The 20,257-nt window shown below is 75.2% G+C and carries 19 protein-coding genes; 9 read left to right on the top strand and 10 right to left on the bottom strand.

Features of this window, described 5'->3' with window-relative positions; translation table 11 throughout:
• The first annotated feature begins 6 nt into the window (after positions 1-6).
• Positions 7-3,258, top strand: coding sequence for an error-prone DNA polymerase (locus ABT015_RS29805; protein ID WP_350884524.1), 3,252 nt, complete (start codon positions 7-9; stop codon positions 3,256-3,258).
• A gap of 64 nt (positions 3,259-3,322) precedes the next feature.
• Here ABT015_RS29805 and ABT015_RS29800 read toward each other — a convergent pair whose 3' ends face one another.
• Positions 3,323-4,150: a TIGR03084 family metal-binding protein gene (locus ABT015_RS29800; protein WP_350884522.1), complete on the bottom strand. Its 828-nt coding sequence runs from the start codon at positions 4,148-4,150 to the stop codon at positions 3,323-3,325.
• A 159-nt stretch (positions 4,151-4,309) separates the two neighbouring features.
• Here ABT015_RS29800 and ABT015_RS29795 point away from each other — a divergent pair, with 159 nt between their 5' ends.
• The gene (locus tag ABT015_RS29795) at positions 4,310-5,092 is read left to right on the top strand and encodes a helix-turn-helix transcriptional regulator (protein ID WP_350884520.1); all 783 of its coding nucleotides are present in this window, start codon (positions 4,310-4,312) and stop codon (positions 5,090-5,092) included.
• Positions 5,093-5,164: 72 nt separating this feature from the next.
• Here the strand turns inward: ABT015_RS29795 and ABT015_RS29790 are convergent, their stop codons facing one another.
• Positions 5,165-6,703 carry an AMP-binding protein gene (locus ABT015_RS29790; protein WP_350884518.1) on the bottom strand — a complete coding sequence of 513 codons (1,539 nt, stop codon included), beginning with the start codon at positions 6,701-6,703 and terminating at the stop codon, positions 5,165-5,167.
• Positions 6,704-6,916: 213 nt separating this feature from the next.
• Here ABT015_RS29790 and ABT015_RS29785 point away from each other — a divergent pair, with 213 nt between their 5' ends.
• The 3 genes from ABT015_RS29785 (at position 6,917) to ABT015_RS29775 (ending at position 8,755) form a co-directional block, all read left to right on the top strand.
• Entirely contained in the window at positions 6,917-7,483 is a 567-nt protein-coding gene (locus ABT015_RS29785) for a GNAT family N-acetyltransferase (protein ID WP_350884516.1), read from the top strand.
• A 4-nt stretch (positions 7,484-7,487) separates the two neighbouring features.
• Complete coding sequence (locus ABT015_RS29780; RefSeq protein ID WP_350884514.1) at positions 7,488-7,874, top strand: VOC family protein; 387 nt, start codon at positions 7,488-7,490, stop codon at positions 7,872-7,874.
• A gap of 233 nt (positions 7,875-8,107) precedes the next feature.
• Positions 8,108-8,755, top strand: a complete 648-nt coding sequence (locus ABT015_RS29775; RefSeq protein ID WP_350884512.1) for an NAD(P)-dependent oxidoreductase — start codon at positions 8,108-8,110, stop codon at positions 8,753-8,755.
• Positions 8,756-8,777: 22 nt separating this feature from the next.
• Here ABT015_RS29775 and ABT015_RS29770 read toward each other — a convergent pair whose 3' ends face one another.
• Positions 8,778-9,560: a dioxygenase family protein gene (locus ABT015_RS29770; RefSeq protein ID WP_350884510.1), complete on the bottom strand. Its 783-nt coding sequence runs from the start codon at positions 9,558-9,560 to the stop codon at positions 8,778-8,780.
• Positions 9,561-9,689: 129 nt separating this feature from the next.
• Here ABT015_RS29770 and ABT015_RS29765 point away from each other — a divergent pair, with 129 nt between their 5' ends.
• Positions 9,690-10,157 carry a MarR family winged helix-turn-helix transcriptional regulator gene (locus ABT015_RS29765; RefSeq protein WP_063350998.1) on the top strand — a complete coding sequence of 156 codons (468 nt, stop codon included), beginning with the start codon at positions 9,690-9,692 and terminating at the stop codon, positions 10,155-10,157.
• Positions 10,158-10,210: 53 nt separating this feature from the next.
• Here ABT015_RS29765 and ABT015_RS29760 read toward each other — a convergent pair whose 3' ends face one another.
• Positions 10,211-11,815: a PucR family transcriptional regulator gene (locus tag ABT015_RS29760; protein ID WP_350884508.1), complete on the bottom strand. Its 1,605-nt coding sequence runs from the start codon at positions 11,813-11,815 to the stop codon at positions 10,211-10,213.
• A 421-nt stretch (positions 11,816-12,236) separates the two neighbouring features.
• Between ABT015_RS29760 and ABT015_RS29755 the strand changes: the two genes are divergently transcribed.
• Together ABT015_RS29755 and ABT015_RS29750 are read left to right on the top strand one after the other, a co-directional pair.
• Positions 12,237-12,689 carry a molybdopterin-dependent oxidoreductase gene (locus tag ABT015_RS29755; RefSeq protein ID WP_350884506.1) on the top strand — a complete coding sequence of 151 codons (453 nt, stop codon included), beginning with the start codon at positions 12,237-12,239 and terminating at the stop codon, positions 12,687-12,689.
• A gap of 158 nt (positions 12,690-12,847) precedes the next feature.
• Positions 12,848-13,360, top strand: coding sequence for a GNAT family N-acetyltransferase (locus ABT015_RS29750; protein ID WP_350884504.1), 513 nt, complete (start codon positions 12,848-12,850; stop codon positions 13,358-13,360).
• A gap of 70 nt (positions 13,361-13,430) precedes the next feature.
• Here ABT015_RS29750 and ABT015_RS29745 read toward each other — a convergent pair whose 3' ends face one another.
• Both ABT015_RS29745 and ABT015_RS29740 read right to left on the bottom strand, forming a co-directional pair.
• Positions 13,431-14,477, bottom strand: a complete 1,047-nt coding sequence (locus ABT015_RS29745; RefSeq protein ID WP_350884502.1) for a LacI family DNA-binding transcriptional regulator — start codon at positions 14,475-14,477, stop codon at positions 13,431-13,433.
• A 66-nt stretch (positions 14,478-14,543) separates the two neighbouring features.
• The gene (locus ABT015_RS29740; RefSeq protein ID WP_350884500.1) at positions 14,544-15,413 is read right to left on the bottom strand and encodes a MurR/RpiR family transcriptional regulator; all 870 of its coding nucleotides are present in this window, start codon (positions 15,411-15,413) and stop codon (positions 14,544-14,546) included.
• Positions 15,414-15,487: 74 nt separating this feature from the next.
• Between ABT015_RS29740 and ABT015_RS29735 the strand changes: the two genes are divergently transcribed.
• Positions 15,488-16,345 carry an EamA family transporter gene (locus ABT015_RS29735; RefSeq protein ID WP_350884498.1) on the top strand — a complete coding sequence of 286 codons (858 nt, stop codon included), beginning with the start codon at positions 15,488-15,490 and terminating at the stop codon, positions 16,343-16,345.
• Between the two features lie 75 nt (positions 16,346-16,420).
• Here ABT015_RS29735 and ABT015_RS29730 read toward each other — a convergent pair whose 3' ends face one another.
• The 4 genes from ABT015_RS29730 to ABT015_RS29715 all read right to left on the bottom strand — a co-directional run bounded on the left by ABT015_RS29730 (position 16,421) and on the right by ABT015_RS29715 (position 20,251).
• Positions 16,421-17,182, bottom strand: a complete 762-nt coding sequence (locus ABT015_RS29730) for a GNAT family N-acetyltransferase (RefSeq protein WP_350884496.1) — start codon at positions 17,180-17,182, stop codon at positions 16,421-16,423.
• Between the two features lie 73 nt (positions 17,183-17,255).
• Positions 17,256-18,350: a WD40/YVTN/BNR-like repeat-containing protein gene (locus ABT015_RS29725; RefSeq protein WP_350884494.1), complete on the bottom strand. Its 1,095-nt coding sequence runs from the start codon at positions 18,348-18,350 to the stop codon at positions 17,256-17,258.
• Positions 18,351-18,515: 165 nt separating this feature from the next.
• Complete coding sequence (locus ABT015_RS29720) at positions 18,516-19,958, bottom strand: dihydrolipoyl dehydrogenase family protein (protein WP_350884492.1); 1,443 nt, start codon at positions 19,956-19,958, stop codon at positions 18,516-18,518.
• Positions 19,955-20,251 (bottom strand): OsmC family protein, encoded by a 297-nt coding sequence (locus ABT015_RS29715; RefSeq protein ID WP_350884490.1) that lies wholly within the window; start codon positions 20,249-20,251, stop codon positions 19,955-19,957. The genes ABT015_RS29720 and ABT015_RS29715 overlap by 4 nt, the downstream gene beginning before the upstream one ends.
• Positions 20,252-20,257: the final 6 nt, after the last annotated feature.

The raw sequence follows: 20,257 nt of genomic DNA, 5'->3' as shown, positions 1-20,257 counted from the left end.
CCCCCGATGGGCTTCACCAGCCACCCCACGCTCCCCTGGAGCGAGCTGCACCGCCGCCTGACCGGCGCCGCGCCGGACCGTACGGTCGTCCCCCTGCGCCGCCCCGCCCGGCAGGAGCCCGCCCCCGGAGCCCCCGGAACCCCTGGAGCCCCCGCCGCCGGAGCCCCCGTCGACGGCGGCGAGCCCTGGGCCGAACTGCACGTCCACTCCGCCTTCAGCTTCCTCGACGGCGCCAGCGACCCGGAGGACCTGGTCGCCGAGGCGGCCCGGCTGGGCGTGGAGACGCTGGCGATCACCGACCACGACGGCCTGTACGGCGCGGTCCGGCTGGCCGAGGCGGCCCGGGGGACGGGCGTGGCCACCGCGTTCGGCGCCGAGCTGACGATCCGTCACAACAGCTCAGGGGTGGAACACTTGCTGGTCCTGGCCCGCGACCCGGCCGGCTACCGCCGGCTGTCCGCCGCGATCGCCGCCGCCCACCTGGCCGGCGGCGCGAAGGGCCGCCCGTCGTACGACCTCGCGGCGCTGGCCGGGGCGCACGACGGGCACTGGGCGGTGCTCACCGGCTGCCGCCTCGGCCGCGTCCCGGCGAAACTCGACGACGGCACGGCAGGGCACCAACTCCACACCCTGACCGAGGCGTTCGGCCGCGGCAATGTCCACGTGGAGCTGATCGACCAGTGGCTTCCCGGCGACGACCGGCGCAATGACGCCCTCGCCGCGCTCGCCGCCGAGCAGGGCCTCCCGGTGGTCGCCTCCACCAACGCCCACCACGCCGGCCCGGCCCAGGGCCGGCTGGCGCAGAGCCTGGCCGCGCTGCACGGGCGCCGCACCCTCCAGGACGCGGTCGGCTGGACGCGGGCCGCGGGCACCGCGCACCTGCGCTCCGGCCGGGAGATGGCCGCCCGGCTGGCCCGCTTCCCGGGGGTGCGGCGGGCCACCGCCGAACTCGGCCGTTCCTGCGCCTTCGACTTCACCAGGCTGGACCCGGAGCTCCCGGGCTTCCCCGTCCCGGAGGGCGAGAGCGAGATCAGCCACCTGCGCGCCCTGGTCGCCGCCGACGGCCCGGCCCGCTTCGGGCCCGGCAACGCGGCCGCCCGACGCCAGCTCGCCCTGGAACTGGACGTCATCGAGGACCTCGACCTGGCCGGCTACTTCCTGATCGTGCACGACATCGTCGACTTCTGCCGGAGCCAGGACATCTGGTGCCAGGGCCGCGGCTCGGCCGCCAACTCGGCGGTCTGCTACGCCCTGGGGATCACCGCCGTCGACCCGGTCCACTACAAGCTGCTGTTCGAACGCTTTCTGTCCACCGCCCGGGACGGGCCGCCCGACATCGACCTGGACATCGAGAACCGCCGCCGCGAGGAGGTCATCCAGTACGTCTACCGCCGCTACGGCCGCGAGCACGCCGCGCAGGTCGCCAACGTGATCACCTACCGGCCCCGGCTGGCGATCCGCGACGCGGCCAGGGTGCTCGGCTACCCGCAGGGCCAGGTGGACGCGTTCAGCCGGCAGACCGACTTCCGCTCCGCGCCCGGCGCGGACGCCGTGATCCCCGCCGACGTGCTCTCGCTCGCCGGCCAACTCCACGGCCTGCCACGCCACCTGGGCATCCACTCGGGCGGCATGGTGCTCACCAGGGAGCCGATCGGCGAGATCTGCCCGACCGAGTGGGCCCGGATGCCCGGGCGCTCGGTGCTGCAGTGGGACAAGGAGTCCACGGCCGGCGCCGGGCTGGTGAAGATCGACCTGCTCGGCCTCGGCATGCTCGCCGCGCTGCACGACGCCTGCGACCTGGTCGCCGAGCACCACGGCCTGCGCTACGACCTGGCCACCATCCCGGACGGCGACGCGGGCGTGTACGCGATGCTGCGCCGGGCGGACACCGTCGGCGTGTTCCAGGTCGAGTCGCGGGCCCAGATGGCGACGCTGCCCCGGCTCAAGCCGGACCACTTCTACGACCTGGTGGTCGAGGTCGCGCTGATCCGGCCCGGCCCGATCCAGGGCGGCTCCGTCCACCCGTACCTGCGCCGCCGGGCGGGCGCCGAACCGGCCGGCTGCCCGCACCCGCTGATGGAGAACGCGCTCGGCAAGACCCTCGGGGTGCCGCTGTTCCAGGAGCAGATGATGCAACTCGCCATCGACTGCGCCGGGTTCACGCCCGCCGAGGCGGACCGGCTGCGGCAGGCGATGGGCGCCAAGCGCTCGCACGAGCGGGTCGCCCGGCTGCGCGAGCGGCTGCTCGGCGGGATGGCCGAGCGCGGCATCCCCGAGGAGGTCGCCGAGGACGTCTACGGCAAGATCGAAGCGTTCTCCAACTACGGCTTCCCGGAGAGCCACGCGATCAGCTTCGCCTACCTGGTGTACGCCAGCGCCTGGCTCAAATACCACTTCCCGGCGGCCTTCACCTGCGCCCTGCTGGCCAACCAGCCGATGGGCTTCTACTCGCCGCTGAGCCTGGTCGCGGACGCCCGGCGGCACGGCGTGCGGGTGCGCGGGGTGGACGTCAACGCCAGCGCGCCGCGCCCCACCCTGGAGCCGCACCGGGGGCCGACGCCGGAGCCGCCGCTGACCGCGGGCCGCCCGCAGCCGGCGATCCGGCTGGGCCTGGAGACGGTGCGCGGCATCGGCGCCCCGCAGGCCGCGGCGATCGCGGCCGGACAGCCGTACGCCGACCTGGAGGACTTCGCGCGCCGCACCGGTCTGCCCGCGCCGGCGTTGGAGGCGCTGGCGACGGCGGGCGCCTTCGGCTGTTTCGGGCTGACGCGACGTCAGGCACTTTGGGCGGCCGGGGCGTTCGCCGGGATCTCGGCCGCACTGATCCCGGGGACCACCCCCGGGACGGAGGCGCCGCCGCTGCCCGGCATGAGCCCGGTCGAGGAGACCATCGCCGACCTGTGGGCCACCGGAACCTCCGCCACCAGCCACCCGCTCCAGCACCTGCGCGCCCGCCTGGAGCGCGGCGGCGCCCTGTCCGCCGCCGAACTCCCGGACGCGGCACCGGGATCGGAGGTGGTGGTCGGCGGCCTGGTCACCCACCGGCAGCGGCCGCCGACGGCCGGCGGGGTGCTCTTCCTCAGCCTGGAGGACGAGACCGGCCTGATCAACGTGGTCTGCAACCGCCCGGTCTGGGAGTCCCAGCGCCGCACCGCCCTCGACCGGGCCGGCCTGCTGGTCCACGGCCGCATCGAGCGCGACCGCGGCGCCACCAACCTGATCGCCACCCGGCTCACCCCGCTGCGGATCGGAATCTGAGCGGGGCAGGGGGGTGGCCTCCAGGCCTGCCGTCCGCACCGCCGCACATGGCGACCCGGTCGGCTCAGGCGGGCGGCCGCCCCTTGCCCGGGGCGCCGGCGAAGACCTGGGCGATGGGGAGCCAGGCGGTCGCGGTGGGGCCGGTGGCGGTGAGGGCGAGGTCGTCGCGGTGGCGGCGCTGGGTCACCAGGAGGCAGAAGTCCAGGGCCGGTCCGGTCACCCGGTCGGTGGCGCCGTCCGGCCCGAAGGTCCACAGGCCGCCGTCGGGCGCGGTCAGTTCGAGCCGGACGGGCGAGTCGGGGGCGGGCAGCCCGTGCAGGGTGAACGCGAAGCCGAGGGTGCGCAGCCCCAGGTGGGCGATGTGCCGCAGCCGGGCGGTGGGCTCGCGGGCGGCGCCGAGCGCGTCGGCGACGTCCTGGCCGTGCGCCCAGGTCTCCATCAGCCGGGCGGTGGCCATCGAGGCGGGCTTCATCGGCGGGCCGAACCACGGCAGCCGGGTGCCGGCCGGGGTGGCGGCCAGTGCGGCCGAGACCTCCTCCCGGCCGGCGCGCCAGCGGGCGAGCAGGTCCGCGGGCGCGGCGGCCGCACCGCTGGCCGCGCCCTCGTCCACCGGGTCGACGCCGGCGGCCGGCAGCGTGCCGAAGCGCTCGTCGACCGTGGCGGCGAAGCCGTCCGCGTCGCGCGCGGCCAGCGCCGTCCAGTCGTCGGTCCAGGCCAGGTGGGCGATCTGGTGCGCGATCGTCCAGCCCTCGGCGGGCGTCGGGCGTGCCCAGCCGGCCGGGTCCAGCCCGGCCACCAGGGCGTCCAGCGCCGCGCTCTCGGCCCGCAGGTCGTGCAGCAGCGCGGTCAGGACGTCCGCCGCGGGCGTCGTCGGGGTGTTCGGGTCCGTCATCGGTTTCCGTCCTTCCGGGTCCGGCGCGTTACCCGCCGGTAGGCCACGGCCGCACCCTACGCCCGGCCCGGCCGCCGTGCCCGCCACTCCGTCGAAGCCGCAGGGAACACCCGCGTCAGCACTCTCGCCAGCGGCCGTGCCGCGTGTGACAATCTCGCGATGACAAGGGCGAAGACGGGCCCCGGGGCCGCGGACACCCTCACCACCCCGGCGCACTCGGACGATCCCGGGCTCGCCGCCCGCGCCGCCGAGTTGGTGCGCGACGCCGTGCTCGGCGACCTCGCGCGGCGGGTGGTGGCCGAGTGCGGGGCCGACGTCGGACTGGTCGGCGTGCCGCAGCCGCCGTCCGGGCCCCGGGGCCACGACGCGGGCATGGTGCTGCGCCACTGGGCCGGCACCCGGGCCGACCTGCTGCACGACCGGGCCGTCCCGACCGGCACCGGCCTGGGCGGGCGGGCGCTGGCCGAGCGGGCGCCCAGCTGGGTGCCCGACTACCGTGCCGCCACCACGATCTCGCACGACCACGACGCCGCCGTCAGCGCCGAGGACCTGTACGCGATGCTCACCGTGCCGCTGCTGCACGGCGACACCGTGTACGGCGTGGTGTACGCGTCGCTGCGCGCCGTCGTCCCGTTCGGGGACGTGCGGATCGCCGCCGTCGGCGAACTGGCCGCGACCGCGACCCGGGCCCTGGCCGGGGCGGCCGCCTGGCGGTCCGCGCCGCCCCGACGGGCCGCCCCCGTAAGGCCGTTGACGCCGCGCGAGCACGAGGTGCTGCGCTGGGCGGCGACCGGCCGGACCAATCCGGAGATCGCCGCCCGGCTGGGCCTCACCTGCAACACCGTGACGGGCTACCTGAAGTCCGCGATGCACAAGCTCGGTGTCCGCAACCGCACCGAACTCGCCCTGGCGGCACGCGAGTCCGGCCTGGTCGACCGGTGAACGTGCCCGGTCGAGCGGTGAACGTGCCCGGTCGAGCGGTGAGCGCGCCCGGTCGGGGCCAGTGGGCGCGACTCAGCCGACCTGCCGCTCCCGCCCCGTCCAGTACGGTTCGCGCAGCCGGAACTTCTGCAGCTTCCCGGTGGCGGTCCGCGGCAGGGCCGCCCGGAACTCCACCGAGGTGGGCGACTTGTAGCCGGCCAGCCGCTGCTTGCAGTGCGCGATCAACTCGGCCTCGGTGACGGGCTCGTGGCCCTCCCGGAGGACCACCAGCGCCTTGACGGTCTCGCCCCACTTCTCGTGCGGCACTCCGATCACCGCGGCCTCGGCGACCGCCGGGTGGCCGTACAGGCAGTCCTCCACCTCGATCGAGGAGACGTTCTCCCCGCCGCTGATGATGACGTCCTTCTTCCGGTCCGAGATGGTCAGTTGGCCGTCCTCGCCGAGGACGCCGCCGTCGCCGGTGTGGAACCAGCCGTCCCGCAGGGCGTCGGCGGTGGCCGTGGGCTGCTGCCAGTAGCCGTCCAGCACGGTGTTGGAGCGCACCAGGACCTCGCCGGAGGCGTCGACCCGCAGCCGGGTGCCGAGCGCCGGGGCGCCCGCCTGCACCAGCTTCTCGGCCCGTTCGGCGGCGGGCAGGGCGTCCCACTCGGCGCGCGAGCGGTTGACCGTGACCACCGGGGAGGTCTCGGTCAGGCCGTAGAGCTGCATGAACTCCCAGCCCAGCTCGGACTCGACCTGCTGCACCACCGAGGTCGGCGGCGGCGCGCCGGCCACCACGATCCGCACCCGGTCCCGGCCCGGCACCGGGCCGTCCCACTCGGCGGCCGCGTCCAGCACCATCTGGACCACGGCGGGCGCGCCGCTGAGGAAGGTCACCCCGTGCCGCTCGACCCGGCGCAGGATCTCCGCGCCGTCCACCTTGCGCAGCACGATGTGCCGGGCGCCGAGTCCGGTGAGGGCGAACGGCAGGCCCCAGCCGTTGGCGTGGAACATCGGCAGGGTGTGCAGGTAGACGTCCCGGTCACCGGCGCCGTAGTGCAGGCCCATCAGTACGGCGTTCAGCCAGATGTTGCGGTGGGTGAGCTGAACGCCCTTGGGGCGGGCGGTGGTTCCGCTGGTGTAGTTGATCGTGGCGGTGTCGTTCTCGGCGATCTCGTACCGCCGGGGGGCGCGGTCGAAGTCGTGCAGCAGCGCGTCGCTGTCCGCGCCGAGCACGAACTTGTGCTTGGCCACCACCCCGTCCAGCGCGTCGGCGAGTTCGGGGTCGACCAGCAGTACGGACGCGCCGCTCTGCTCGACGATGTACGCCACCTCCTCGGCCTTCAGCCGGAAGTTCACCGGGACCAGCACCCGCCCGTGCCCGCTCACCCCGAACAGGGAGGTCAGCAGCCGGGCCGAGTTGTGCGACACGACGGCGACCCGCTCGCCCGGCCCGACGCCCAGCCGGTCCAGCCCGGCCGCCTGCGCCCGGGCCAGTTCGGCGACCCGGCGGTAGCTCAGCTCGCCCCAGGATTCGGCCGGCTGCACCGGCTCGTCGACGATGCCGACCCGGTCGCCGTAGACCAGCTCGGCCCGGTCGAGGAAGTCCATCACGGAGAGTGGAATCTGCATGCGCCCACTGTCCTCTCCCGGCCGCCCGCCGGACACCCCCGATCGGGGGTGTCACCTGCGGGAGGGAATCCCCGAGCCGACCCGAGCCGACCCGAGCCGCCCGGCCGGTCGGCCACCTGCTAGGAAGATCGCAGCGAACGGCCGTACACCCACGGGGAGAAGCACCATGAGCGACGAACGACCGGGCACCGTCCACGAGACCGGGGGGCTGCGGTGACCGCCCCCGCCACCGCGCACCCGACGGCCGAGGGCCTGCTGCTGCGCCCCTTCGAGGACGCGGACGCACCGGCCCTGATAGCGGCGTACCGGGACGAGACGCTGCGCCGCTTCACCCGCATCCCGGTGGGGAACGCCGAGGAGGCCGCGCACTGGCTCGGGCTGCAGTACCGGGGCCGGGCGGAGGGTCGCCGGTACAGTTTCGCGGTGCTGGAGCCCGGCACGGGCGAACTGCTCGGCAACGTCGCGCTCAAGCGCGGCACCCCGGGCGGGGAGGCGGCCGAGGTGGGCTACTGGACGGCGGCCGCCGCCCGCGGCCGGGGGGTGGCTCCCCGCGCGGTGACGGCGCTCACCGCCTGGGCCTTCGAGGCGCTCGCCGACGACGGCCTGGTCCGGATCGACCTGCTGCACCAGGTGGACAACCCGGCCTCCTGCCGGGTCGCGGAGAAGAGCGGCTACGCCTTCCAGGAGGTGCTGACGGCCTTGCCGCCGGAGTTCCCGATGGACGGCCACCGGCACGCCAGAAAAAGGCTGGACGGGGCCGAACACGGCAGGTCAGAGTAGCCGGATGGGATCTCTGGTACGACACGTGACGATCGACTGCGCCGACCCGCACGGCCTCGCGCAGTTCTGGGCCCAGGCGCTGGACGGCACCCTGGGCGAGGACGACAACCCGGGTGACGAGGAGGCGGTGGTGGAGTCCGCGGGCGCCTCGCTGCTGTTCATCCGGGTGCCCGACGGCAAGTCGGTGAAGAACCGGGTCCACCTCGACCTCCAGCCGCAGGACCGCAGCCGGGACGAGGAGGTGGAGCGCCTGGTCGCGCTGGGCGCGACGGTGCTCGGCGACCACCGCACCCCGGACGGCAAGGGGTGGGTCACTCTGGGGGACCCCGAGGGCAACGAGCTGTGCGTCGAGCGCAGCCAGGCCGAGCACGTCGCCACCGGCAACGCCTGAGCCAACGCCTGAGCCAACGCCTGAGTCACCGCCTGAATGACTGTCTGAACGACCGGCCGCCGAGTCCACGAGGACCTGGCGGCCGTTCGGTTCACCCCACCCGGTGCACCCGTCACACGACAGGCCGACGTCGCGAGCCGTCGCAGTGGAACCGTCCGATAATCGAACCTGGCTGATGTCACGTCGCGGCGACCTTCCCCGACCCCGCCCCCCGAGAGACAGGCAGGTACCCCATGGCCAGGATCGCCGTGATCGGCGCCAACGGCGCTATCGGCAGCGCCATCGTCGCGGAGGCGGCCGCGCGCGGGCACGAAGTCACCGCGGTGGTCCGCGACCCGGACCACTACCGGGGTGAGGCAGCCTTCGTCGAACGCGCGGACGTCCTGGACCCGGCCCAGGTGGCCCGGGTGGCGGCCGGCCAGGACGTCCTGGTGAGCGCGGTCGGTGGCGGGGACGGCCCGGGCCACCTGGCGCTGATCGAGCCGGCGGCCCGTTCGCTGGTGGAGGGCCTGCGCTCGCTCGGCGGCTCGGCGCCCCGGCTGGTCGCGGTCGGCGGCGCCGGCAGCCTGGAGACCGCGCCGGGGGTGCGGGTCTGGGACACGCCGGGGCTGCCGGAGCCGGTGCTGGAGATCATGCACGCGCACGGCGAGGCACTGGACTTCTACCGGGCGGTCTCCGACGTCCGCTGGACGGTGCTCAGCCCGGCCGCCGAGATCGGCCCGGGGGAGCGGACCGGCCGCTACCGGACGGGCTTGGAGCAACTGCTCACCGATGCTGCCGGGCGCAGCCGGATCTCGGTGCCGGACTACGCGGTCGCTCTGGTCGACGAGGCCGAGCAGCCCGAGCACATCGGCGAGCGCTTCACCTGCTGCGCGCTGTGACTCTCAGTTACGGCGAGCCCGGTCAGCCCAGCTGGATCGACCGCTTGGCGAGCCCCATCCAGAACCCGTCGATGACGCTGCGCTGGCTGCCGAGGTCGGCCTCGCCGGCGCCGAGGGTGACGAACAGCGGGGCGAAGTGCTCGGTGCGCGGGTGGGCGAGCCGCCCGGCGGGGGCCTTGCGCTCGAAGTCGAGCAGCGCGTCCAGGTCGTGGGCGTCCAGGGCGCGTCGGCCCCAGTCGTCGAACTCGGCCATCACCGAGCTGATCCGGCCGTCGTTGCTGAGCGCCCGCAGGTTGTGGGTGAAGAAGCCGCTGCCGACGATCAGCACGCCCTCGTCGCGCAGCGGGGCGAGCCGGCGGCCGATCTCCAGCAGCCGCTGCGGGTCGAGCGTGGGCATGGAGATCTGGAGGACGGGGATGTCGGCCTCCGGGAACATCTCCACCAGCGGGACGTACGCGCCGTGGTCGAGGCCGCGGTCGGGGATGTCCTGGACGGGCGCGCCGGGGGCGCGCAGCAGCTTGCGGACGCGGTCGGCGAGCGCCGGTGCGCCGGGGGCGGCGTACTGGACCTGGTAGTAGTGCTCGGGGAAGCCCCAGAAGTCGTACACCAGCGGCACGGTGGTGACGGCGCCGAGGGCGAGCGGTGCCTCCTCCCAGTGGGCGGAGACCATCAGGACGGCCTTGGGCCGGGGCAGGTCGGCGGACCAGGCGGCCAGTTCACCGGGCCAGACCGGGTCGTCGGCGAGCGGCGGCGCGCCGTGCGAGAGGTACAGGGCGGGCATACGCTCGGGGGCCGCGGTGCTCATGGCGTCCTCCTCCTGGGTCGAACGGGACGGGTGGCTCAGCAGAGTAGTTCAAATTTGAACCTCTACTCGCTGACCGTACACCTTCGTTCGAATTTGAACAACAGGAGTAGGCTTCACCACATGTCCACACTGAACGAACCCCGCTGGCTGGACCAGGACGAGATGGCCGCCTGGCGGGGCTTCGTCGTCGCGAGCAACCTGCTCAACCGCCGCCTGGAGCGCCAGCTCAAGGAGGACTCCGGTCTCTCGCACCAGCAGTACGAGATCCTGGTACACCTCTCCGCCGCCCCGGCCCACGCGCTGCGGATGACCGAACTCGCCGACAAGCTGGTCACCTCCAAGAGCGGCCTCACCTACCAGGTCACCCAGCTGGAGCGGATGGGCCTGGTCGCCCGCCGCTCCTGTCCCAGCGACGTGCGCGGCGTCATCGCCGAACTCACCGACCAGGGGCGGGAATCGCTGCGGCAGGCCGCACCCGGGCACGTCGCCCTGGTCCGCGAGCTGCTGATCGACGTGCTCACCCGCGAGCAACTGGCCGTGCTCGCCGAAAGCCTCGGCGAGGTCAGCGCCCGGCTGCGCCTCGACGACACCCCCTGAGCCCAGAGCCCCCTGAGTCGCTCAGCCCCGCGCCGCCGCTCCCGTTCGGCGGTCTACCGAGCCTGAACCGGAGCCTGGGCCTGAGGCGGAGCCTGAGATGGAGCCTGAGCCCGGGTCGGCTGCGGAGCGCAGAGCAGGGCGGTCCGCAGGTCGAGCCGGTCCCGCAGCCGGGCCAGGCTGCGGCCGGTCAGCTCCTCGATCCGGCGGATCCGGTAGTGCACGGTGTTGACGTGGATGCACAGCGCCTCGGCCGTCCGCGACCACGAGCCGTCGTGGTCCAGGAAGACCGCCAGCGTGCCCAGCAGCGAGACGCTGTTCTCCCGGTCGTGGGCGGCCAGCGGGGCCAGCAGCCGGGCGTGGAAGGCGGCCGTCACCTCCGGCGGGATGCCGCGCAGCAGTCCGTCCAGCGAGTCCAGTTCGGCGGCGCTGCCGACCGGGCCGGCCGAGCCCTCCAGTACGTAGCGGGCCTGCACCAGCGCCGCCCGCAGTGCGGCGGGGGCGGGCGGGGCGGCCGGGCCGACGCCCACCCGCAGGGTGCGCCGGCCGGTCAGCCGGCCCTGCAGCGCGGGCCGGGCCCGGCGCAGCCGTTCGGCGACCTGCTCGACCGGCGCGGCGACCAGCGCGGCGGACCGCCCGTCGCGGTCGGTCCCGGCGGCGTACGGCGCGCCGAGCGGGTGCAGCGCCTCGGCCAGTGCGTGCGCCGCCCAGGCGGCGGGCGGGCCGTCGCCCGGCGCGGCACCCGGCTCGCCCGCCCGGCCGCCGTCGATCCGCGCGGTGACCGCCACCAGCGGCTCGGCCCCGCCCAGCCCGCAGGCGGCGAGCGACTCGCCGAGCCCGGCCTCCCCGGCGAGCGCGTCCAGCAGCCGCCCGGCGGCCCGGCGCCGCGCGCCCGCGTCGGCGTGGGCGCGGGCGGCGAGCGGGGCGAGCAGTTCGGCCAGGGCCTGGAGCGCCGGTTCGGCCGCCGCCGAGCGCTGGTGCGGGCGCAGCCGCCAGCCGTCGAACGGCGAGCCGTCCTGGGGCCCGACGGGCAGCCCGGTGTCGCCTCGTCCGGCGGGCGGGAGGGCGGTGGCGGTGGCAGATGCGGCGGTGGCGGCAGCGGTGGCGGTGGTGGCGACGGCCCGGCCGCCGGCGGTGGTGATCGAGCAGTCCGGGACCCCGAGCCGACCGACCGCGTGGGCCAGCACCTCGCCGGCCCCGGCGTCCGCGTGCAGCAGGTCGAGCAGTTCGTGCCGGACGGTCTCCGGGATCGCCGCGGTGTCCTGGGCGCCGGCCCGCAGGTCCCCCCAGAGTCGCAGGTAGACGCGGTCGGTGACGGCGCGGAAGCTGACTCCGGCGGGCACCGTCAGCAGCGGGATGCCGTGGGTGCGGCAGGCGTCGGCGAGGCTGTCCGGGACGCTGCCGTGGGTGCCCTCGCCGGCCAGCAGCGCCGCCACGCCCGCGCTGCGCAGGGCGGTGGCGAAGCGCAGCGCGCCGGAGGCGTCGGCGGGCTGCCACCAGACCAGGCCGGTGAGGACGAGTTCGCCGGGCTGGAGGTAGCGGGCCGGGTCCTGGAGGTCGGTGGAGCTGAGCCCGGTGACCGGGCGGTCGAGCAGGTCCGGGGTGCCCCAGGCCAGGCGGATGTCCAGGTCGTCGAGGTGCAGCAGGTCACCGACGATCATCTCTCGCTCATCTCGCTCTCGCTCTCGCCCTTGTGCGCCGCGCACGGCTGTACCTCGCAGGTGCAAGCTTTGGGTGCGCATGAGCATCGTAAATGCAAGTCATGCGGCGGTGATTCTTCTTGTCGGATCATCCAGTGCGGGCCCCCTCGGCGGGAGTGCGGAACCAGTCGTCCGCCCGATTGCGGTGCCGCTTCCACCGGCTTCCACCGGCTTCCACCGGCTTCCACCGGCGCGGGGCGCGCCGAGCCGTCTCCTCGGACATGCCCGCCTCCGCCCCCGCAGCTGCCAGCTGAAAGTACTCCACTCCATCGCAGATGCTGCTGAAATCATCCTTTCAGCGCCGCAGCTGCGAATGCCCGGGCCCTCCCTCGGGTAACCCCCTCCCGGGCCGCAGCGGCGCGGCCCGGGAGGAGGGAGCACCATGACCCCGTCGAGCCCCACCGTCCGGCTGCACGGCCACTTCGACCGGCCCGCCGAGCTGTCGGTCGACCAGCTGCGAGCCCTCCCCGCGCACCACGTCGAGGTCAGCTTCGACTGCCTGGCCGAGGGTGAGCAGCGGCACGGCTACGAGGGGCCCGCGCTCTGGGACGTGCTGTGCGCGGCCCGGCCCCGGATCGACTTCTCCGGCCGCAAGCAGCGGCTGCGCTTCCTGCTGTCGGTCAGCGGCGCGGACGGCCACCGGGCCGTCGTCTCCTGGGCCGAGATCGACCCCGACTTCGGCGGCCAGCGGATCCTGCTGGCCACCAGCATGGACGGCACCCCGCTGGACGCCGCCGGCCCGCAGCTCGTCGTCCCCGACGACCACTGCGGCGCCCGCTACGTCAGCGGGGTCACGGCCGTCTGGCTCGGCCCGCTGGGTGAACCGGCGGCCTGAGCCCCGGCCGCGGGCGGGCCTTGGCCCCGCCCCGGGGCCCGCTCTCGCCGAGTGTTTCGCGGTGGAGCATCGTCGCTGCTCGGAGGGGGTGCGGGCGATCGTGGGGAATACCGAAAAACAGCTCGCCGGATGCCTGTTTCCGTGCCAACATGCCCCATATGGGGACGATTCTGCACGGCACCCTGGTGACCCTCCGCACCGCCGGCACCGACGACATCCCGGCGCTCGCGGCCATCCGCGGCACGCCCGAGGTGTTCGCCCGCTGGCGGGGCGGTGACGACCTCGCCGACGCCGTCGCCAGCGACCTGGAGGAGCCCGACACCGAGACCCTCGCCGTCGAGGTGGGCGGGAAGATCGTCGGCGCCATCCAGTGGTACGCCAACAACGACGACGAGTACCGGCACGCCGGCATCGACATCTACCTCGACCCGGAGGTCCACGGCGTCGGCCTCGGCACCGACGCCATCCGCACGCTGGCCCGCCACCTCGTCGACCACCACCACTACCACCGGCTGATCATCGATCCGGCGGCCGACAACACGGCCGCGATCCGCTGCTACGCGAAGGTCGGCTTCCGCTCCGTCGGCACCATGCGCCAGTACGAGCGCGGCCCGGACGGCACCTGGCACGACAACCTGCTGATGGACCTTCTCGCGGACGAGCTCCGCTGACCGGTGCGCCCGCGCGGCGGTGGGCGGCCCGGCAGCGGCTCGACCGAACCGGAGCGCGCGTGGCGCGGAGTCAGATCGCGGCTGCGCCCGCGGTCTCCCGCTCCGGCGCCGGGCACCCGCAGGTGCGCCGCAGCACCAGCCGGGCCGGGAAGGTCCGCGCGCCGGTGGAGCGCCGCTCGGCCCCGCCGAGGACCAGGTCCACCGCGGCGCGGGCCATCTCGTCCTGCGCGGTCGCGACGGTGGTCAGCGCCGGGCCGGCGATCACCGCCTCGGCGATGTCGTCGAAACCGGCCACCGCGAGCTGCTCCGGCACCCGGATGCCCAGGTCGTCGGCGGCCCGCAGCAGGCCGATCGCCTGGTCGTCGGTCGTGCAGAACACCGCGGACGGCCGGTCGGGCCGGGCCAGCAGGGCGAGCGCCTCGGCGTGCGCCCGGACGCGGTCGAACGGCGCCGGCACCAGCCGCCCCTCGGTCGCCAGCCCGGCCTCGGCCAGCGCGGCGGCCCAGCCGGCCGTCCGCCCGGTGACCGGGTCGTGCGGGCTGAGCGCGAGGGTGCCGCCGAAGCAGTGCACCTCGGCGTGGCCGTGCCCGAGCAGGTGCCGGACCACCTCGCGGGCGCCGCCCTCGTCGTCCGCCACCACCGCGACGCCGTCGGCGGTCTCCGCCCGGTGGTGCAGCAGCACGACCGAGGTGCCGTCGCCCACGTCGAAGCCGGTGAGCCCGGGGGTGGCCGGGTCCTGGGTGACCAGGATCAGCCCGTCGACCTGCATGCCGAGGAACGCGCGGATGTAGTGTGCCTCGCGCTCGTCCACGTAGTCGGAGTTGCCGATCAGCAGGAGCCGGCCGTGGTCGGCGGCGGCCTGTTCGACGGCGTGCGCGAGCCCGGCGAAGAACGGCTGGCGGGCGTCCGGCACGACCATGCCGAGCAGGTTGGTCCGCCGCCGTGCCATCGCCTGGGCGACCCGGTTGGGGCGGTAGCCGAGCTCCTCGACCGCCGCGAGCACCCGCGCCCGGGTCGCGGGCGCCACCGGCCGCGGCCCGTCGTTGATCACATAACTCACGACCGCCGTGGACGTCCCCGCCACCCGCGCCACATCGTCCCGTGTCACCCTCGCCATGTCCGCGAGCCTACACAGCGCCTCCGACGGCCCCGGGCCGCCGTCGCCGCCGGGCGCCCGCCGCGGTCAGTACGTGTGGTCCGCGGTGATGTCCGCCGAGAGGCCGAGGGCCTGTTCGGCGGGGCGCCCGCGCAGCGCCAGCAGGGTCTGGGCGAGCGCGTCGACGGCGGCCAGGTGGGCGAGCCGGCTGGCCGTGGTCTCCAGGCCGAAGACCAGGTCCTGCCCGCCCGCGACCAGGGTGTGGGTGGCCGTCTCGGTGAGCGGTGAGCGGGCGTAGCTGGTGAGCGCGACCACGGCCGCCCCGGCCGCCCGGGCCCGGCGCGCGGCGTCGATCACCAGCGGGGTGGCGCCGCCGTGGCTGACCGCGAAGCAGACGCCGCCGGGCGGGAGCTGGGCGGCGGCCAGCTGGGCGGTGAGCGGGTCGGCGGGGGCGTCGACGCGCAGGCCGAGCGCGCGCAGCCGGTAGGCGAGGTCGAGCACCACCGCGCCGGACAGCCCGGAACCGACCAGTACCACCTGACCGGCGCCGGCCAGCACGTCGGCGGCCGCCCGCAGGTCGTCGGCGGTGAGCGTGGCGGTGATCCCGTCCAGGGCCGCGCGGGCGGCCCGCAGGGTGTCGGCGAGGGCCCGGGCGGCCGGGTCGCGTGCGTCGTCGTCGGCGGGGGCCGGAGCCGTGGCGGGGGAGTGCCGGGCGGCCGCGATCTTCAGCTCCTGGTAGCCGCGGAAGCCGAGCCGCTGACAGGCCCGGACCACGGAGGAGGGGGCGGTGCCGGCCAGCGCGGCGACGTCGCTGACGCTCAGGTGCACCAGTCCGGCGCCCCGGTCGAGCACCACCTCGGCCACCCGTGCCTCGGCGCCGCGCAGCTCGCCGAGCCGGGCCCGGATCCGCGCGGCGAGCTGGGACTCCAGGGGCGTCATGTCGGAATGTCCTTCCATGGCGCTAGGGTAGCGTGGAATTCGGTTCCAGGCCGTGCCGGGTCGCCGGAAGGCCGTCGGAGGGGAGCTTCGCCATGCCCGAGATCGTGCCGGCCGTGCCGGTGGCCGTGCTCGCCGCGGCCGTGCTGCACGCCGTCTGGAACGGGCTGGCGCACCGGATCGCGGACAAGCTGGTCGGCTTCGCGCTGATCAACCTGACCTACACCGCGTGCGCGCTCGTCCTGGTGCTGCTCAACCCGCTGCCGGCGGCCTCGGCCTGGCCGTACCTGCTGGCCTCGGTCGCCGTCCAGACGACGTCGACGGTCCTGCTGCTACGCGCCTACCAACTGGGCGACTTCGGGCAGATGTACCCGATCGCTCGCGGCTCGGCGCCGCTGCTGGTGGCCCTGCTGTCGGCCACCGTGCTCGGTCAGCACCCGGGCGCCGGCGAGCTGCTGGGCGTGGTGGTGATCTCCTGCGGCCTGATCGGGCTGGCCTTCGCCAAGGGCGTCCCGGGGCGGGCGCAACTGCCCGCGCTCGGGGCCGCCGCCGGGACGGGCGTGATGATCGCCGTCTACACGGTGCTGGACGGCAGCGGCGTCCGGCACGCCGGGACGGTCGGCGGCTACGTGGCCTGGCTGTTCCTGTTGCAGGGGCCGACGCTCGCGCTGATCGCCTGGGCCCGGCGCGGCCGTTCGCTGCTGACCGGGGTCGGCAAGGTGGTGCCGGTGGGGATCGCGGGAGGCGTGCTCTCGCTGACGGCCTACGGCCTGGTGGTGTGGGCGCAGTCCCGCGGGGACTTGGCGACGATCGCGGCCCTGCGCGAGACGAGCATCGTGATCGCCGCCCTGATCGCCACCGTGGTGTTCCGCGAGCGGCTCGGCCGTCTGCGGCTGAGCGCCAGCCTCACCGTGCTGGCCGGGATAGCCGTCCTGGAGCTGGTCCGGCCGTAGGGGGTGCCCTAACCAGGCCTGTCCGGCCGATCGCGGCTGATTCCCCGGGACCGGCCGGACAGCGACTGGTGGCCGTCAGCCGTTCTCAGGCACGATCACGGTCAGCGCGGTGCTCAGCAGCTCGAAGCCCAGGGACTCGTAGAGCCGACGGGCCGGGTTGCCGTCGGTGACGGCCAACTGCACCTCGACGAGCCCGCGTTCGGCGGCGTCGGCGACGGCGCGGCGCAGCAGGTCCGCGCCGAGGCCCCGGTAGCCGAGCTCCGGGTGCCGGAAGACGTCGCCGATCCACGGTATGCCGCCGCGGTCGGTGAGGACGAGCCCGGCCACCACCCGGTCCTGCGCGTCCACGGCGAGCAGGCTGGAGGGCAGCACCGGCCCGATGACCTCGCCGGCGAGCAGCGGGGCGATCCGCTCCGCCAGCGCCTGCCGGTCGTCGCCCGCGAAGTGGTCCGGGTGCCCCGGGGCGAACGCGGCCCGCCAGGCCTCGAACAGGTCCTCGGGCGCGCGGTCGCAGGGTACGGCCCGCAGGCCGCCGCGCAGCGGGGCCCCGGCCCAGTCGGCGGGCGGCGGGTCGGCGACCAGGTCGCGCCGCATGGCGTGGGCGTGCCGGAGCACGGTGGCGCCGTGCTCCAGCAGGGCGAGGCCGAACTCGGGGGTCCCGGAGACCACCCACCCGGCCATCTCGGTGCGCACGAACTCCACCGGGTCGATGCCGCCGGTCTCGTCCACCACCTCCAGCAGGTCGGCCCAGGGCCGGCCCTCCCGCTCGCCCGGGAGGTAGCGCACCACCGGTACGCCCTCGCCGTTTCGCCCGATCACCAGATCTGCCTCGGTCACACCAAGCCCCATTCGTACGGTCGTTCGTCCGCAGTCATGGTCGACGAGAGCGCTCCCGGGGGCAACCGAATTGTCAGGACACCACCGCGGCGCGGACGCAGAGCACGTCCGGCAGGTGGGAGATCAGCAACGACCAGCTCTCGCCCTCGTCGTGGCTGCCGTAGACGTCGCCGGTCCGGTTGCCGAAGTAGATCCCGGCCGGCTCGGCGTCGTCGGTGCGCAGCGCGTCGCGCAGCACGATGCCGTAGTGGTCCTCGCCGGGCAGGCCGTCGGCGAGGGGTTGCCAGCTGGTGCCGCCGTCGGTGGTGCGGAAGACCCGGCACCGGTGGCCGGGCGGGATGCGGTCGTCCCCGCCGCCGAGCGGGAACAGGTAGGCGGTGTCGCCCCGGCGCGGGTGGGCGGCGACGGCGAAGCCGAACGCGGCGGGCAGCCCGTCGGCGACGGAGCGCCAGTTCGCGCCCCAGTCGTCGCTGCGGTAGACGCCGCCGTGGTTCTGCAGGTACAGCCGGTCGGGGTCGACGGGGTCGGGGGCGACCTTGTACACGCACTGGCCGAACTCGGGGTACTGGCCCTCCTCCGGGAGGAACTCGGCGCGCAGACCGGTGTTGGCGGGCTCCCAGCTGTCGCCGCCGTCCTTGCTGCGGTAGACGCCGCCGGTGGAGACGGCGACCAGCAGCCGCTGCGGGTCGCGCGGGTCGGTGACGACGGTGTGCAGACCCTGGCCGCCGTAGCCGGCGCCCCAGTCGGTCCGGTGCGGGTGGTTCCAGAGCGACTCGACCAGGCGGAAGGTCTCACCGCCGTCCTCGGAGCGGAACAGCGCGGCGGGCTCGGTGCCGGCGTAGACGACGCCGGGGGCCTCGGGGCCGGCCGGCTGGAGCTGCCAGACCCGGGTGAGCGAGGCGCCGGTGGCTTCGGGGAAGCGGATCGCCGGCTGCGGCGGCTCGTACCAGATGGCGCCGAGGTCGTCGGAGCGCCGGACGGACGGCCCCCAGTGGCTGCTGTCGGCGCCGACCAGTAGCCGGGTGCGGCCGTCGCGGCGGTCGATGGAGACGGAGTAGATCGCGTTCATCCGGAAGTGCGGCCCGCTGAACTCCCAGTCCAGCCGGTCGCGGCTGCGGCCGAGAAAGAGGCCCTTCTCGGTTCCGACGGCCAACAGCACTTCGGTCATGCCCCACACCACCTGGTGACGAGTACGGCCCCCCGGGACGGCCCCCGACGCCCAGTGTCCCGCCGTCCACCGGCGGACACATCTCGCCGCGCCCGCTCACCCGGAGGGCCTTCTCGTCGGGAGGGCCCGTCCGCCCGGTTCACCCGCCCGGTTCACCCGCCCGGCTCACCCCCGGCAGCCCTCCAGCAGCCGCAGCCACACCTCGCTGATCGTCGGGTAGGAGGGCACGGCGTGCCAGAGCCGGTCGATCGGCACCTCGCCGACCACGGCGACGGTCGCCGAGTGCAGCAGTTCGGCGACCCCGGGGCCGACCAGGCAGGCGCCGACCAGCACCTCGCGGTCCAGGTCGAAGACCACCCGGGCCCGGCCGCGGTAGTGGTCGCCGTACAGCGAGGCCCCGGCGACGGCGCCGAAGTCGTGGTCGACGGCCTTGACCCGCAGCCCGGCCGCTTCGGCCGCCGCCAGGGTCAGCCCGACGGCGGTGACCTCCGGATGGGTGAAGACGACCTGCGGCGCGCCCGCGCTGTCGGCCGACGCGGCGTGCGCGCCCCAGCGGGAGGTGTCCAGCGCACGCCCCTGGGCGCGGGCCACGATCGCCGCGCCCGTGATCCGGGCCTGGTACTTGCCCTGGTGGGTGAGCAGCGCCCGGTGGTTGACGTCCCCGACGCCGTACAGCCACTCGCCGTCGACGCCGAGCACGGTGCAGCTGTCGTCCACCTCCAGCCAGCCGCCCGGCTTCAGCCCGACCTGCTCCAGCCCGACGTCGGCGGTGCGCGGAGCCCGTCCGGTCGCGTACAGCACCTCGTCCACGGTCAGCCGCTCGCCGTCACCGAGCGTCAGGACCACCGGCCCGGCGCCGTCCGCCCGCTCCAGCGAGGTGGCCTCCGTCCCGAACCGGAGGTCCACCCCGGCCTCGCGCAGGCCCTCCGCGACCAGCTCGCCCGCGAACGGCTCCATCCGCGGCAGCAGGTGGTCGCCGCGTACCAGCAGCACCACCTCGGAGCCGAGCGCCCGCCAGGCGGTCGCGAGCTCCACCCCGACCACGCCGCCGCCGACCACCGCCAGCCGCCCGGGCACGGCCGGCGCGGCGGTCGCCTCCCGGTTGGTCCACGGGTGGGCCTCCGCCAGGCCCGGCACGCCCGTGGGCAGCACCGGACGGCTGCCGGTGCACACGGCGACGGCGTGCCGGGCGGTGAGCACCCGCTCGGTGCCGTCCTCGGCCTCCACGGTGACGGTCCGTACGCCCGCCAGCCGGCCGTGACCGCGCACCAGCTCGATGCCGTTGTCCCGCAGCCACTGCACCTGGCCGTCGTCGTTCCAGCGCGAGGTGAAGGAGTCCCGCCGGGCCAGCACCGCGGCCGGGTCCAGCCGCCTGTCGCCGACCGCCTCCCGGGAGCCGCCCACTGCCCGGGCGTCGGCCAGCGCGGCCACCGGGCGCAGCAGCGCCTTGCTAGGCATGCAGGCCCAGTACGAGCACTCGCCGCCGACCAGTTCGGCCTCCACGACCACCGTGCGCAGGCCGGCGGCGGCCGTCCGGTCGGCGACGTTCTCGCCGGTCGGGCCGCCCCCCAGGACGATGACGTCGTACTCCTCGGCGGTGCTGGTCATACCCGGTCCTCCGTGGTGTCGATGGCCACCCCGGCCCGCAAGGCGAGGGTGACGGGTGTGTGGTCGCGGACGTCGAGCAGCCGGGCGTGCCGGGCGTCGTCCAGCGCGCCGGTGGGGGCGACCTGCCGGGAGATCGGCCCGTGGCTGCCGTTCGTCTCGTACCCGAGCCTGACCCGAACGGCCTCCGGCGGCCACTTCTCGCGCTCCACGTACATCCTCAGGGGCTCGCTCTCCGGTGGGATCCGGCCCTCGGCCGGACGGGCGCCGGGCCGTTCGCCCGGCGCCGTGCCCATCCTGCG

This window comes from Kitasatospora sp. NPDC094016, from assembly GCF_040304045.1.
In the GTDB taxonomy this organism is placed as follows: Bacteria; Actinomycetota; Actinomycetes; order Streptomycetales; family Streptomycetaceae; genus Kitasatospora.
The sequence above is the reverse complement of the archived record's forward strand: the minus strand, read 5'-3'. Positions and strand labels throughout refer to the sequence as shown.